The organism is uncultured Succiniclasticum sp., assembly GCF_902793885.1.
GTDB lineage: Bacteria > Bacillota > Negativicutes > Acidaminococcales > Acidaminococcaceae > Succiniclasticum.
The window spans coordinates 1-15,860 of sequence record NZ_CADBFF010000011.1 but is presented as its reverse complement, the minus strand read 5'-3'; the positions used below and the strand labels follow the sequence as shown (position 1 = coordinate 15,860).

The 15,860-nt window shown below is 46.3% G+C and carries 13 protein-coding genes; 11 read left to right on the top strand and 2 right to left on the bottom strand.

Annotation, left to right across the window (positions count from 1 at the left end):
• Position 1 precedes the first annotated feature (1 nt).
• The 11 genes from recF (at position 2) to QZV31_RS06755 (ending at position 11,675) form a co-directional block, all read left to right on the top strand.
• Complete coding sequence (gene recF, locus QZV31_RS06805; RefSeq protein ID WP_295359317.1) at positions 2-1,132, top strand: DNA replication/repair protein RecF; 1,131 nt, start codon at positions 2-4, stop codon at positions 1,130-1,132.
• 1 nt (position 1,133) lies between these two features.
• On the top strand, positions 1,134-1,964 hold the full coding sequence (locus QZV31_RS06800) for a DUF721 domain-containing protein (protein WP_295359315.1): 831 nt from the start codon (positions 1,134-1,136) through the stop codon (positions 1,962-1,964).
• A gap of 1 nt (position 1,965) precedes the next feature.
• Positions 1,966-2,232, top strand: a complete 267-nt coding sequence (gene remB, locus QZV31_RS06795) for an extracellular matrix regulator RemB (protein WP_295359314.1) — start codon at positions 1,966-1,968, stop codon at positions 2,230-2,232.
• Entirely contained in the window at positions 2,225-4,237 is a 2,013-nt protein-coding gene (gene gyrB / locus QZV31_RS06790; protein WP_295359313.1) for a DNA topoisomerase (ATP-hydrolyzing) subunit B, read from the top strand. Before remB ends, gyrB begins: the two co-directional genes overlap by 8 nt.
• 82 nt (positions 4,238-4,319) lie before the next feature.
• Positions 4,320-4,631 carry a hypothetical protein gene (locus QZV31_RS06785; protein WP_295359312.1) on the top strand — a complete coding sequence of 104 codons (312 nt, stop codon included), beginning with the start codon at positions 4,320-4,322 and terminating at the stop codon, positions 4,629-4,631.
• Positions 4,628-5,356, top strand: a complete 729-nt coding sequence (locus QZV31_RS06780; protein WP_295359311.1) for a thiamine diphosphokinase — start codon at positions 4,628-4,630, stop codon at positions 5,354-5,356. The genes QZV31_RS06785 and QZV31_RS06780 overlap by 4 nt, the downstream gene beginning before the upstream one ends.
• Positions 5,357-5,471: 115 nt before the next feature.
• Positions 5,472-7,934, top strand: a complete 2,463-nt coding sequence (gene gyrA / locus QZV31_RS06775; RefSeq protein ID WP_366508698.1) for a DNA gyrase subunit A — start codon at positions 5,472-5,474, stop codon at positions 7,932-7,934.
• 162 nt (positions 7,935-8,096) lie between these two features.
• Positions 8,097-9,542: an NAD(P)/FAD-dependent oxidoreductase gene (locus tag QZV31_RS06770; RefSeq protein ID WP_295359307.1), complete on the top strand. Its 1,446-nt coding sequence runs from the start codon at positions 8,097-8,099 to the stop codon at positions 9,540-9,542.
• 42 nt (positions 9,543-9,584) lie between these two features.
• Positions 9,585-10,865, top strand: a complete 1,281-nt coding sequence (locus tag QZV31_RS06765; protein ID WP_295359305.1) for an FAD-dependent oxidoreductase — start codon at positions 9,585-9,587, stop codon at positions 10,863-10,865.
• 10 nt (positions 10,866-10,875) lie between these two features.
• Positions 10,876-11,232 (top strand): DUF1667 domain-containing protein, encoded by a 357-nt coding sequence (locus QZV31_RS06760; RefSeq protein ID WP_295359304.1) that lies wholly within the window; start codon positions 10,876-10,878, stop codon positions 11,230-11,232.
• 197 nt (positions 11,233-11,429) lie between these two features.
• Positions 11,430-11,675, top strand: coding sequence for a helix-turn-helix transcriptional regulator (locus QZV31_RS06755; RefSeq protein WP_093729710.1), 246 nt, complete (start codon positions 11,430-11,432; stop codon positions 11,673-11,675).
• 135 nt (positions 11,676-11,810) lie between these two features.
• On the opposite strand, the gene QZV31_RS06750 is transcribed toward QZV31_RS06755, so the two are convergent.
• Complete coding sequence (locus QZV31_RS06750) at positions 11,811-13,520, bottom strand: [FeFe] hydrogenase, group A (RefSeq protein WP_295359301.1); 1,710 nt, start codon at positions 13,518-13,520, stop codon at positions 11,811-11,813.
• Positions 13,514-15,346, bottom strand: coding sequence for an NAD(P)-binding protein (locus tag QZV31_RS06745; protein WP_295359299.1), 1,833 nt, complete (start codon positions 15,344-15,346; stop codon positions 13,514-13,516). Before QZV31_RS06745 ends, QZV31_RS06750 begins: the two co-directional genes overlap by 7 nt.
• Between the last annotated feature and the right edge of the window lie 514 nt (positions 15,347-15,860).

Sequence of the window (15,860 nt, the reverse complement as noted above, 5' to 3'; positions counted from 1 at the left end):
TATGAAAATAAATAAGCTTCAACTGGTCAATTTCCGTAATTATGATCATTGTTCCGTTGCTTTTGATAAAATGGTAACTGTGTTTTACGGTAAAAACGGCCAGGGAAAAACAAATATTCTTGAAAGTATTTTTTATTCTGCTTTTGGTCTAAGCCACCGTACTAACAAAGAAGATGAAATGGTAAAATTTTCATCGGAAGGAATGGCAGTGCTTTTGGATTTTACAAAAGAAGACGGAAGCCATTCCATCCATATGAAACGTTTTACAGAGAACGGGAAATATCACAAAGAAATAAAAATTGATGGAAAAAAGACTACGGCAAAGGACCATTACAGTTTTTTAAATACGGTAATGTTTTCTCCAGAAGATTTGCAGATTATCAAAGGAGACCCTTCGTTACGCCGGCGTTTTATGGATATGGAAATTTCCCAGACTGACCCTGTTTATTATGCGCTTCTTGTCCGCTACCGCAGACTGATCAAGCAACGAAACAGCCTGTTAAAAGGGATTCGGGATCATAATCAGCCGCAGGAACCGCTTACTGCGTGGGATGATGAACTTGCCGATACAGCAGCGCAGATTTTGATCAAAAGGCTGGATAATCTCAGAAAACTGAAAGAAATCGCAATTCCTGTATTTCATATTTTGTCCGATAAAATTGATTCTCTGGAAATAAAGTATGAAATGAAAGGGAATGACGGAGAGTTATTTTATCCGGAAGAAGAAAAAATAGATAATATGAAAGACTTTTATATTGAAAGTCTTAAAGAACGCAGGTTCAAAGATATTATGCAGGGAAGTACGGGAATCGGCATCCACAGAGATGATTTAAAAACGTATATCAACGAAGCGGACAGCAGGTCTTTTGCTTCCCAGGGCCAACAGCGCTGCTGCGCCCTTGCTTTAAAGCTTTCTCAAATTGAATATGTAAAAAAAGTTTCGGGAGAATATCCTGTCCTGTTGCTGGACGATGTGATGAGCGAACTGGATCAGTACAGAAGAAATCAGCTGATTGGTTTTATCAACGATAAAGTACAGACAATCATTACGGTAAATGATAAAACCCTGATTCCTGATTTTGGGTCTAATCAGTATTTTAATGTGGAAAAAGGAAATATAACACTAAATTAAGATGGAAGATGTAGAAAAAACAGTATTGAAGATGATTGGTTCCCAGGCGAATCAAAATCAGTACAGTCTGTTTAAAATGAAAGCCTGTTGGAAAGAAATAATAGGGAATAATAATGCAAAGCATTGCGGACCCGTAAAACTGGAACGCAGGATTTTAACATTGCAGGTAGATTCTTCTGTCTGGGCTAACCAGTTTTTATATTATAAGAATCAGTTTATTCAGCAAATCAATACATTTATCGGAACCGATTATGTAAAGGATATCAAGTTTACCCAGGGTAAAAATTTTAAAAAAGGTTTTAAAAATAAAGAGGAAACAACTGATATAAGGGATACTAAACTTCCTATCCCTCCCGCAACAGAAGAAGAAAAGAAAGGGTTACAGTTAAAATTTTCCCATATTGCGGATGATAAAATCAGAAACGCTATCATTGGCGTAGAAGAAACAAAACTGGGACTGGAAAAACTGTACAGGGAAGGAGTTATTAAAAAATGCCCTGTGTGCGGCAGTTTTTTAAAAAATAATGAAACAATCTGTTATGCCTGTGAAATAAAAATGAAGCAGGAGCTGGAATACAAGTTGTGGAGCCATATCCTTAAAGAACCGTGGATTAAGTGGTATGACCTGCAAAAAGCGGTAAAATGCAGTGAAACAGATTTTACTATGATTAAAAACGATATTAAAAATTATTATTTTGAAAAAATACGCACGAAAACAGCCGACAGTCAGGAAATAAAATTGGGAATACAGCTGAAAGCTGAAAAGCCGCTGGCTCTTATTTCAGAAAAAGAATATGAAAATATTTTAAAGTTTTTGCAAAAAGGAAAATAAAATGTACGTTCATTTAGGAGGAGGTTGTCTCATCAGAGCAACAGAAATTATAGGAATTTTTCCGGTAAAGAATAATACGGAAGTATATAAAGGTTTAAAAAATAAAAAAGGCGGATGTTATGAAACGGAAGATTTGTCGGAGAACGGTATCATTGACAGTATCGTGCTGACAGACAATAAAATGTATTTATCAGCGATTTCATCATCTACTTTACAAAAACGGGTAAATCAAAACTTAATTTATAATAACGGAGGAAACAATGGCTGAAAATAATGAAACAGTGTTGCAGACAAGTGATGATGCGGAGAAAATCCGCGCTGCAGAAGAAGCCAGACAGGTAGAAATTGAAAAGGAAATCAAGGAAGCTACTGGTGTGGAAGGACAGTACGGCGCCAGTCAGATCCAGGTTTTAGAAGGACTGGAAGCGGTACGGAAACGCCCCAGTATGTATATTGGCAGTATTTCCAGCCGCGGTCTGCATCATCTGGTATCGGAAGTTGTCGATAACAGTATTGATGAAGCGCTGGCGGGTTTTTGCGATACCATAAAGGTTACCATTAATTCGGATAACAGTATCACCGTGGTGGATAATGGCCGCGGTATTCCTGTTGATATGCATAAGACAGGCAAACCGGCAGTAGAAGTCGTTATGACTGTATTACATGCCGGCGGCAAATTCGGTGACGGAGGGTATAAGGTTTCCGGCGGTCTGCACGGTGTAGGCGTATCCTGTGTAAATGCTTTGTCGGAAAAGATGGAAGTAGAGGTACGCCGTAACGGAAAACGGTACGGTATTGAATTTATGCGGGGCAATACAAGTAAGCCTTTATATGAAATTGGCGAAGCGGATTCCACTGGGACCACGGTACATTTTATTCCGGATAAAACAATTTTTACCGAAACGGTATACGATTATGATATTTTACGGCTTCGTCTCCGGGAACTGGCTTTTTTAAACAAGGGTGTGACCATTTCGCTGCAGGACGAACGGGACGGACGGAGCGAAACCTTCCATTTCAAGGGAGGTATCATTGAATTTGTTAAGTATGTAGACGCCAATAAGGATAAAATTAATGCAGAACCGATTTATGTAGAAGGCGTCAAAGATACAAATATTGTGGAAGTAGCCATGGAATATACCGACAGTTATACGGAAAATATATTCAGCTACGTAAACAATATCAATACGGAAGAGGGCGGTACCCATTTAAGCGGTTTTAAACAGGCCCTTACCCGTTCCGTCAATGATTATGCACGTAAAAATAATTTACTGAAAGACAATGACGAAAACCTGAGCGGCGATGACTGCAGGGAAGGTATTACCGCGGTCATCAGTATTAAAGTGCAGGAACCCCAGTTTGAAGGGCAGACAAAGACAAAACTGGGAAACAGTGAAATCCGCGGTATCGTTGATAATCTGGTAACGGAACAGCTGGAAGAGTTCTTTGAAGAACATCCCGGTGAAGCAAAAAAGATTATTGAAAAAGCGGTTATGGCTTCCCGCGCCCGGGCGGCAGCCCGTAAGGCCAGGGACCTGACCCGGAGAAAGAGTATTCTGGAAAGCAGCAGTCTTCCCGGCAAGCTGGCCGACTGCCAGAGTAAAGATAACACCATGACAGAAATTTATCTGGTGGAAGGTGATTCCGCAGGCGGCAGCGCCAAGCAGGGACGTGACCGCAAGTTCCAGGCGATCCTGCCGTTGCGCGGTAAAATTTTAAATGTGGAAAAAGCCCGTCTGGACCGTATGCTGTCCAGTGATGAGATTAAAAATATGATTACCGCCTTTGGCTGCGGCATTGGTGAAGATTTTGACATTACCAAAGCCCGGTACGGAAAAATCATCATCATGACCGATGCGGACGTGGACGGAGCCCATATTGCGACGCTGCTTCTGACTTTCTTCTACCGCTATATGAAACCTCTCATCACGGAGGGTCATGTATATATTGCCAAACCGCCCCTGTATTTAGTGAAAAAGGGACAAAAAGCTCACCGTTATGCTTATACCGATGAGGAACTGCGGGTTTGCATGGATGAAATCGGCAGCGATAAGAAAAATGTGACAGTACAGCGTTACAAAGGTCTGGGCGAAATGAATCCGGAACAGTTGTGGGAAACGACCATGGATCCCCAATATCGTACCCTGTTGCAGGTAACTCTGAGCGACGCGGCGGAAGCAGACGCCATCTTCTCGATCCTGATGGGAGACAAAGTTGAACCCCGCCGTCAGTTTATTGAAGAGAATGCTACCAAAGCGGTGCTTGACCTGTAAGCAGTGTGGGAGTTTCCTTTAAGGGAATAAACACAGTCATTTTATTATCCTGTTTTATTAATTGCTATGATGGAGATTAATCGTGAAAATAAGAAAGAATCTCTCCGACGCGGATATGTTTCGCGGCGTGGAAGAAGAAGAAAGCTTTGAAACAGCGTTGTTAAGCGATGATAGCCGCCGTATAAAACTGCGTAAAAATTCTTCCGCAATCAAAAAAGAAGCGGAGGCTATGATGCTTCCCCCGGAAGCAATAGAGAAACTGAACCGTTGTATCTTGGAAGTCAGTATGGAATGGCTGAAAGATAAAGGCGGGGACGTAGACTGGAAAGTTATAAGGGAAGGGACCAGCATTATCATTAAGCCGGCTCCTGCCAAAAAGAAGGTACGGTCATGAATAAACTGTTCTTTCCCCAGGGAACATTGCACATTGACGATAATCAGCCTGTTCGGGAAATCGCCTTTTCCATATGCGGCGGTCGGAAACCGGCAGCAGGCTGGTTGCAAATGACAGCGGAAAAACTGCCGGGAACCCCTGAATTCTTTGCTGCGGACAGAGGGTTAAATTATTATCATGCTGCCCGGTTTTATCCCGATAAGGTCATTGGAGACGGTGACAGTGCCGACCCGGTTCTCTGGCAGCAGGCGGTAGAACAGGGGAAAGCGGAAGTGTTTCCGGTGGACAAGAATGAAACAGATTTACAGCTGTTGCTGGAAATCCTGCCACCTGAAAAACTATGGATTCTTTCCGGTGTCTACGGGGGCAGGCTGGACCATCTGCTGAGCGCCTTTGAAACATTAGGTACTGCAGCACTGCAGAAGAACCGTACCATTGTGCTGGCAGATGAAAGGGAAATTACGGTTTTTGTTCCGGCGGGAGTAAAAATAAAATTTTATCCCCCTGCCGAAGAAACACCGGTAGCCGTTTCCCTGCTTTCCTTTACGGAAAAAAGCAAAGTTTCCATAACAGGTACAAAATGGCAATTGGAAGAAACTGAACTGAGCCGCAATAACCCCTTTGCTATCAGCAATGAAATGAGTGAAACAGAAATAATAAGGGAATTGCCACATGTGTCTTTCACCTGCCATACGGGCATGACGGTATTTTATATTGCGGGTTAAAAAAATAGTAAAATTTTATAATTTATTTATAAAGATTGATATATGAGGTGATAAAGTGGACGATACGACAAAAACCCCTGAACAGGAAACAATAAATGAACAGGAAAATGTTGTGATGAATGATGATGGTTATATTGCTTCCGGCGGAAAGATTGAGGAAGTTGATCTGACCAATAAAATGAAAGATTCTTATATCAACTACGCCATGAGCGTAATTGTACAGCGCGCGCTGCCGGATGTAAGGGACGGTCTGAAACCGGTACACCGGAGAATCCTGTATGCCATGCAGGAAGCGGGAATGACTTCCAACCGTCCTTATAAAAAATCGGCGCGTATCGTCGGTGAAGTATTAGGTAAATACCATCCTCACGGAGATTCTTCCGTTTACGATGCAACCGTGCGGCTGGCTCAGGATTTTAATACCCGTTATCTGCTGGTAGACGGCCACGGCAACTTTGGCAGCGTGGACGGCGACAGCCCGGCAGCCATGCGTTATACGGAAGTCCGTATGACAAAAGTGGCGGAAGCCATGTTGGAAGATATAGAAAAAGATACGGTTGAGTTCGGTCCTAACTATGATGAATCTTTAAAAGAACCTACCGTACTTCCGGCCAAGATACCGGCCCTGCTGGTGAACGGTTCTGCCGGTATTGCCGTCGGTATGGCTACCAACATCCCGCCTCATAACCTGCGGGAAGTTGTCAAAGGCATTGATATGCTGATCGATAACCCGGATGTTTCGGTAGACGAGCTGATGACGGCTGTCAAAGGTCCGGATTTTCCCACCGGCGCTACTATTCTGGGAAGGGAAGGCATCCGTCAGGCTTACGCAACCGGCAGGGGCATTATCAAAGTGAGGGCTAAGGCAGAAATTGAGCCTATGGCGAAAAATAAAAACCGCATCGTGGTGACGGAGATTCCGTATCAGGTAAATAAAGCACGCCTGCTGGAAAATATTGCGACTTTGGTCAAAGACGGTGTCATTGAAGGTATTACGGATCTGCGGGACGAATCAGACCGCCGCGGTATGCGAGTCGTAATAGAACTGAGGTCTGACGTAGTTCCGGATGTTATCCTTAACAAATTATACAAACATACGCAGCTGCAGGATTCCTTCGGTGTCATCATGCTGGCGCTGGTGGATAACAAGCCGAAGATCCTGAATCTGAAACAGATTCTGGAATGTTATGTTTCCCATCAGAAGGATGTAGTAACCCGCCGGACCCGTTACGATTTGGCAAAAGCAAAGGAACGCGCGCATATTTTAGAAGGGTTGAAGATTGCGCTGGATCATCTGGATGAAGTCATCAAAACCATCCGCAACAGTGCCAATGCAGAAATCGCAAAGGCTTCCTTAATGGAAAAATTCAGCCTCTCCGACCGCCAGTCCCAGGCGATTCTGGATATGCGCTTACAGCGGCTGACCGGCCTGGAACGCAAAAAGATTGATGACGAGTATGTGGACGTAGTGCAGACCATTGATTATCTTGAAAGCGTACTGGCAGATGAGCAGAAAGTGTTAGATATCATTAAAAAGGATCTGCAGGAAAAAGCGGATAAGTTTGGCGATGACCGCCGGACGGAAATCGTGAACGATACCGGGGATATGGATGTGCTGGATCTCATTGCAGACGAAGAAATCGTCATTACCCTGAGCAACCAGGGCTATATCAAACGGCAGACCCCGGATAATTTCCGTAAGCAGCAACGGGGCGGTATCGGTAAAAAAGGTGGCAGCGGCAAGAAGGAAGACGATTTTACCCAGTATCTGTTCCTTGCCACAACCCACAATTATGTTCTGTTCTTCACTAATAAAGGACAGGTTTATACGTTGCGGGGTTATCAGATTCCGGAAGCCGGCCGTACGGCCAAAGGGACTGCCATTATCAACCTGCTGCAGCTGAGTCCGGGAGAAAAGATTACCGCTGTAATCAACGTTTCCGAATTTGAGGAAAATAAATACCTGTTCATGGCTACGGATAGAGGCACGGTAAAACGCTGCAAGCTGACAGACTTTTCCTTTGTACGCCGGAGCGGTCTGAAAGCTATTGTTCTCAATGAAGATGAGGAACTGATCAGTGTCAGGATGACGGATGGCAATGCTTCGATTTTAATAGCTACGCGGGATGGCATGGCCATTCATTTCAGTGAAGAAGATGTACGCTGCATGGGCCGGAGTGCTCACGGTGTGCGTGGTATCAATCTGGCACGCCACGATACGGTAGTGGCTATGGATTGTGTGTACGACCCGGAAAGCGAAGTACTGACCGTCACAGAAAAGGGCCAGGGAAAACGTACGAAACTGTCCGAATATACAAGGCAGACCCGTGGCGGTAAGGGTCGTATCAATTACAAGCTCACTTCTAAGACAGGCGATGTTGTGGGCATGACGGTTGTGAATCCGAAAGACGAGCTGTATATTATTACCGCAGCGGGTATTGTGATCCGCATGGATGTGGATCAGCTGCGTAAACTGGGCCGTAATACCCAGGGTGTAAATGTGATTACCTTACGGGAAGACGATACGGTTACGTCAATTGCCGCGGTAAAATCCGAAGAAGAAATTGTAAAAGAATAAAAAGTTTCATTTAAAATTTATAACGCCTTGGATAGAAATAAGCACAGTTTTACCGCGGCGTTTTAAAGTCTGGAATCGCCATGTTTTGTAAAATATGGTAAAATAAACATATGACAAAGATATCAAAAATACTATTGCAATTTTGGTATGGGAAGTGAAATAATGAACTTTTTTAAAGAAACAGACATTGTGGTTATCGGCGGCGGCATCGTGGGTACAGCAATACTGCGTGAACTGAGCAAATATAGTTTACGCAGTTTATTGGTAGAAAAAGAACCGGATGTGTCCACAGGTACCACAAAAGCAAACAGCGCTGTATGCCATGCGGGCTTTGACGCTCCTACCGGAAGCTGGAAACAAAAGACCAATGTGCGGGGCAATGCGCTGTATCATCAGTTGCAGGAAGAATTGAATCTGGATATCAAATGGACCGGCAGCCTGGTTGTGGCAACCAGCGAGGAGGAAGTACAGCAGCTGCAGGTATTGCTGGAACGGGGTAAAGCAAATGGTGTTCCCGGTTTGCAGATTATCACAAAAGAAGAAGTGTTGGAAAAGGAACCGAACCTGACGACGGCACTTGCTGCAATGTGGGCGCCTACCGCTGGTGTGGTATGGCCTTTTGGCTGTGCGGTCGCTTTTGCCCAGTGTGCGGTACAGAACGGAGCGGAAGTGATTTGCGACTGCGCGGTTACAGGTTTTGTTAAGGAAAACAACGCTGTAACGATAGTGAATACAACAAAGGGAGCAATTCGGACAAAATGTGTAATCAACGCAGCAGGCATCTATGCGGAAGAGGTTGCTAAACTGGCAGGAGATGATTCGTTTACCATTACACCCCGTAAAGGCGAATACATTCTATTTGACAAGACGGCTGCTTCTTCTTTGGTATATGGGGTTGTGTTCCCCTGTCCTACTGAAAAAAGCAAAGGGATTCTGGTGTGCACCACAACCCACGGTAATACATTTATCGGTCCCAACGCCAATGAACAATTCAGTAAAGAAGATACTTCCGTTACGTCTGCCGGCATGGATGAAATTATTGCCGGAGCCCGGAAGCTGGTTCCCAATCTGCCTATGGGAGCATGCATAACGGAATTTGCGGGACTGCGGGCTGCCTCTGATACTGGAGACTTTATTCTGGGTGTTTCCAAAGTACCGGGTTTCTTTAATGCGGCAGGAATCCAGAGTCCGGGCATCGCTGCGGCTCCTGCCATTGCCGAGGTAGTCGTGGAAGCAATCGGGAAAGAAATGTATCTTCGTAAAAAAGACAATTGGAACGGAAGATTGCCGAAGAAGACGGCATTTAATCGCATGACCGGTGCGGAAAAACAGAAAGCGATTCAGGATAACAGTCTTTACGGACGGGTGATATGCCGCTGTGAAACGGTTACAGAAGGTGAAATCGTAGATGCAATCCGTCAGCCGGTAGGAGCCCGTACGGTTGACGGTGTGAAGCGCCGTACCCGGGCCGGCATGGGCCGTTGCCAGGGAGGTTTCTGCGGTCCCAGGGTGACACAGATACTGGCACGGGAGCTGGGTATCCCGGTGGAAAAGGTGCTGAAAGAGCGTCCGGGGTCAGAACTTTATTTCAAAAAATTTGAAGAATAGTCCGTGAACAGTGCGGAATGATAAAAGCAGACAGTGGTTTTGATGTTGGAGTGGAATAGAATGAAACTGTATGATGTAGTAATAGTAGGAGGCGGTCCTGCCGGACTTTCGGCTGCGTATTCGGCCTATCAGAATGGAGCCAGACAGATTTTGGTCATGGAACGGGACCGGGAAATGGGCGGCATTTTGCAGCAGTGTATCCATAACGGCTTTGGCCTGCATCACTTCAAGGAAGAATTGACAGGCCCCGGTTATGCAGGCCGTTGTATTGCGTTGATTAAGGACCTGCCGGAAATTGAAACCATGACAGATACCATGGTACTTTCGGTTACGAAGGATAAACAGGTGACTGCGGTAAATCCTGAAAAGGGTTTATTTACCGTACAGGGAAAGACCGTGATTCTGACCATGGGCTGCCGGGAACGCACGCGGGGCGCAATCCGTACGGCAGGGGAACGCCCGGCCGGTATTTTTACGGCAGGCGCAGCCCAACGTATGGTGAACATGGAAGGCTATCTGCCCGGAAAGAAAATAGTTATTTTAGGCAGCGGTGACATCGGCCTCATCATGGCCCGCCGCATGAGCCTGGAAGGATGTAAGGTGCAGGCGGTATGCGAAATCTGTCCCTATTCCAATGGGCTGACCCGCAATATGGTACAGTGCTTATATGATTTTGATATCCCGCTGTATCTCTCTCATACGATTTTGAAAATTAAAGGCAAAGACCGGGTGGAAGGGGTTACCGTTGCCAAAGTGGATGAAAAGATGCGCCCCATTCCCGGTACGGAGTTTGATATTGCCTGTGATACGCTGCTGCTGTCCGTGGGTCTGATTCCGGAGAATGAGCTGTCAATGGCGGCGGGAGTGGAAATGGCTCCCTTTACCAACGGACCCCGGGTTGACCAGCGGAGGCAGACTAACCTGCCGGGTATCTATGCGGCGGGCAATGTGGTACATGTGCATGACCTGGTTGATTTTGTTTCCGACGAGGCGGAAATTGCGGGAAAGTTTGCCGCCCTGGAAGCTGCAGGAACGCTGTCGCCGGCTGTGAATACGGTGGAAGTCTCTGCAGTGAACGGTATCCGTACGTGTGTGCCCCAGGTATTGCATTTACCGGAAGAAGGAGAATCGGTGCGGCTGTTTATGCGGGTGGGGGCCCCTGACCGCAAGGTTACACTGGAAGTAAAATGCGGCGACGAAGTTCTCATGAAAAAGATGCTGCCGGTAGTAAAGCCCAGCGAAATGATCACGCTGGACATACCTGCCGAGAAAACGAAGCTGATGCACGACAAAATTGAAGTAGGTCTGCAGCTAAAGGGGTAAGGAGGGCAAAATGGAAACAAAGACAATGAACTGTATCATGTGCCCCATGGGCTGTGAAATGACTGTAACATTAGAAAACGGAAAGTTTGTCAGCGTGACAGGAAACAGTTGTCCCCGGGGAGCAAAATATGCGGAAACGGAAGTAATAGATCCCCGGCGCATGCTGACAACAACCATCCGGATAAAAGGCGGACTGTTGCCGTTGCTGCCGGTTGTTTCAGCGGATGTACTGCCAAAGGGAAGGATTGCGGATTGTGTGGCGTATCTCCGGAATGTGACAGTGGAAGCGCCTGTAAAGGCCGGAGAAATTATTGTGCATGATATTTTGGGTCTGGGTGTGGATATTGTGGCAAGCCGGGAAATGTGAATGAGTGTACTGCACACAGGTTTGACAGGTTGTTATTTTTGTAATAGAATAAAGTGTATTTTATGAATTGTTTTAAAAGATAAAAATATTTCTAAAAAAAATGGAAAAGTATTGTGTTTTGTGTTATAATACATCAATAAGGTTATATACAGCCATATAATACTTTGCAGTTAAAATAATTCAAGGGAGGGTCTACAGTGTCTGAAGCAAAGTCGTTTCAGGAAAAATGTCGGCGTTTAGGCGCTAAAATTAAGTATTACCGTACTATCGCAGGTCTGAACCAAACTGCATTAGCTACTAAACTGGGTATATCTTATCAGTACCTGAGCCGGATTGAATGCGGGAAACAGAGTCCCAGCTTTCCGTTGTTATCTGCGTTGGCGGACGAGTTAAAGGTTGATCTGGCTGAACTAGTCAGCGACAGGGATATCCGCAGATATTAACCCCATCGTTTGTTGTTTGAAAAGGAGTATAAAAAATAGAACGGCATTGTTTTCAATGCCGTTCTATTTTTATAACAAAAACCCGGAAACGTTAAATAAAACGTTCCGGGCTTTTTGTTAACCTGAATTATAGTATTAGTCGATGGTCCAGTTTACCTGATTTGTGTGCAGATAATGCTCTGCTTTTTCAGATAACGGCTTTTCCAGGAAGTTTTTATACAGTTCCTGGATATACGGATTTTCGTAAGAAACGCGCAGTTTGGAACGCTTGTCCAGCTCTTTCAGGTAGTTACCGCGTTCCCAGGCCAGTTCTTCGCCTTCATGGATTGGTTGTCCGCCGCCGCCGCTGCAGCCGCCGGGGCAGGCCATGATTTCTACGAAATCATAGTGTGCCGAACCATTCTTAATGGCTTCTACCAGATCCCGGGCACAGCCCAAGCCGCTTGTAACGGCAATACGTACGGTAACGCCGGCAACGGTGATTTCCGTTTCACGCCAACGGTCTAACCATTTCCACTGGATGAAATGATCCGGGTCGGGCGGATTCTTTCCGGTCAGCATGTAGTAGGCGTTGCGGACGGCTGCTTCCATAACGCCGCCGGTAGTGCCGAAGATTACAGCGCCCCCGGTTCCTTCGCCCAGAGGCTTGTCGAAAGGCTCGGGTTTAAGTTTGGCAACGTCAACATTGGCAGCCTTTAACATGCGCACCAGTTCCCGGGTCGTAATAACATAGTCAGTATCCTTGATGCCGGGCTCGCTGTTGACTTCCGGCACGTCTGCTTCGTATTTCTTGGCTACGCAGGGCATGACGGCCACGCAGACGATTTTTTCCGGTGAAACATCCAGCAGTTTGGCGTAATAGCTTTTTACGATGGCGCTGAACATGGACATAGGCGATTTGGAAGTGGACATGTAATGAACCATTTCCGGATATTCTTTCTTTAAGAACCGGATCCAGCCTGGACAGCAGGAAGTGAACATAGGAACAGGGTACTTGCCTGCATGGGTCAAATGCTCGATTAATTCCGCACTTTCTTCCATTATAGTTAAGTCAGCGGAGAAATTGGTGTCAAATACGTAATCAAAACCTAAATGCCGCAGGGCTGCCGCCAGTTTTTCCGGAGTAGCCATTTCTCTGGACACATTGGCTTCTTCAGCCCAGGCTGTACGAACGGCCGGCGCCGGTTGTACGATGACGATTTTTTCCGGATCCGATATGGCGTTCCAGATTTTTTCCGTGTCGTCCCGTGCGCTTAATGCGGCTACCGGGCAATGGGTAATGCACTGTCCGCACAGGGTGCAGGTGTTCTGTACCATGCCGACGCGGGTACGTTTACCGGTATTCACCAAATCCCAGACGTGCATATTCTGCACCTGGTCGCAAACCTGGATGCAGCGCATGCATTTTACGCATTTTGTTTCATCGCGGTTCAGCGGGAACGCATTGTCCCAGGTATCCGGACGGAATTTTTTGGGATAGGTTTCCACGTTTACGCCCAGCTGTGCCGCAACTTTCTGCAACTGGCAGTTGCCGTTTCTGGGGCAGGAGGGGCAATTGCAGTTATGCTGGGATAAAATCAGTTCGACGTTTAAACGGCGCGCCATCCGGACCTTGGCAGAACGGGTAGAGATTTCCATGCCTTCCCGCACTTTGGTGTTGCAAGAAGAAACCAGGCGGTGCTGGCCTTTCACTTCTACCAGACATAAACGGCAGGCGCCGATTTCATTTAGGCCTTCCAGATAGCATAAAGTGGGAATAGAAAAACCATTTTCGCGGGCTGCCTGCAAAATCGTAACATCGTCACGCACCTGCAGCTTCTTTCCATCTATAATAATATTTACCATGGTAAATTCCCTCCCTGCTTTAAGGCACCGAGGCCGAATTTATCACAACGGAGGCAGCGAAGCGCTTCCTGTTTTGCTTCTGTTTCTGAAAGTCCCCGGCCTACGGTTTCGAAATCCTTTTTACGGATACCGGCTTCCCTTTCTTTTATATTGCAGCGTCCGCAGGGTTTGCGATCAATAAAGTGAGGCGCTGCAGAATGAACGCCAAAGTCCAGCTTATGATTGAAGCCGAGATATGCGTCAATGTTGATTGCCGCAACTTTACCTGCAGCAATCGAACGAATGAGAGTTGCGGGACCGGTCACGCAGTCACCCCCGGCAAAAACACCGTTGCTGCCTGAAATTGAACCGTCTGCCATGGCATCGATAACGCCTTTCCTGACAGGGATACCCTGCTGGTTGAAGCGTTGCCATTCAATATCCTGGCCGATAGCGGAAACTATTAAGTCACAGGCAAGTTCCAGTACCGGTTCCGGTGCGTCATACGGTTTGGGACGTCCGCCTTCAATGGGACCCGGGATTTGAGGACGAAGGGCCAACGCTTTTACGTGACCGTTTTCGTCTGTTACCACGTGATCCGGTGCGTACAATTCCATCAGTTCGCAGCCTTCGGCAATGGCGCCGTCGATTTCTTCATCTAAAGCAGGCATATCGGCCCGGCTGCGGCGGTACGCGATGTAAACTTTTTCCGCGCCTAGTCGTACAGAAGTACGGGCAGCATCCATAGCAACATTGCCGCCGCCTACAATGACTACTTTCTTGCCGGTGAGGTCTGGCGGATTGCCGTATCCCACTTCACGTAATATATCAATGGCAGAAATAACGCCAGCGCTTTCTTCTCCGGAAATACGCATTTTTTTTGCGTTATGTGCGCCAAAAGCCAGATATACAGCATCATATTCTTTTCGTAAATCTTCAACTGTAAAATCTTTACCGACAGAAATACCGAATTGTGTTTTGATGCCAGTAGAGAGGATATGGTTAATGTCCGCATCCAAATATTCACGCGGCAGACGGTAAGCCGGGATTCCATACCTGATCATGCCGCCCAGTTTATCCAGGCGTTCCATAACGGTGACCTGGTGTCCCATCAGCTGCAGGTAGTAAGCTGCAGTCAGGCCGCCGGGGCCGCCTCCCACGATGGCAACTTTTTTGCCCGTATCCGGCAGGCGTTTCGGAGCAGGAACCTCTCCGATATGTTCTGCTGCATAGCGTTTTAAGCCGCAGATATTGATAGCTTCATCTATCATATTACGGCGGCAGTTTCCTTCACAGGGATGCTCGCAGACAAAGCCGCAGGAAGCGGGGAACGGATTGTCTTTTCTGATTAAACGGATCGCATCTTCGCTGCGCCCGTCAGCAATTAAGGAAAGATATCCGGGGATATCAACATGTGCCGGACAGGCTACACGGCAAGGCACGGGCTGATTCTGATGCATCAGGCAGGCATGATGCTGAACGTGTTCCTGATATTCGTCAGCAAAAGCAGCCAGGCTGTTTAATACGATTTCGGCAGCGCCATAACCGATGGCGCAGTCTGCGGAAAGGAAAATGCTTTCGGCAGTTTTACGCAATATTTCCAGATCTTCCGGGGAAGCTTCGTTATCCAGGATTTTTTCCAGCAAATTTCCCAGGGGTCCCAGGCCGATACGGCAGGGAACGCATTTGCCACAACTCTGGGTATGACACATGCGCACAAAGGAGAGGGTGATGTCAATTGGACAAACACCGCCGGGACTGGCTTCGAGGCGACCTTCCATGGTCTGGTACATTGCGTCGAGAACTTTTTGGGACTTCTCGGGAATGTCCAGTGTAATTTTGCTCATGATGATTACCTTCCTCTACGATATAAGCAGGGTGTTTTGTTTATTTCTGCTTTCAATGTAGTATATCACATTTTCCATAATTAACAAAATAGAATACACACTAAAAGACCTTACTATGGGCTCTTTTTAATTACTCTAAAAAAATGTAAAGTTTTTTACAAAAAACTGTTGACAAGAGTAAAAAGAAGTGCTATTATAATCAAGTCGTCGAAAGATGGCTGCTACGTCGGGGTACTTTTCTGAAGCTCTTCGGGAGTGAAGAAAAGTACAGAACGTAGAAAAAACAGTTGACAACATCCTTGCGATGTAGTAAACTATGCAAGTCGTCGGTAGACGGCAAGGAACCTTGAGAACTGAATAACAAACCAAATGAATGTGCGGGTCAGTCCCTTTTGGGACGGACCTAACGAAGTCAAAAAATTTCTGAACAACAAGAAGAGCCGAATCGGCTTTCTGTAAGTTATTATGGAGAGTTTGATCCTGGCTCAGGACGAACGCTGGCGGCGTGCCTAAC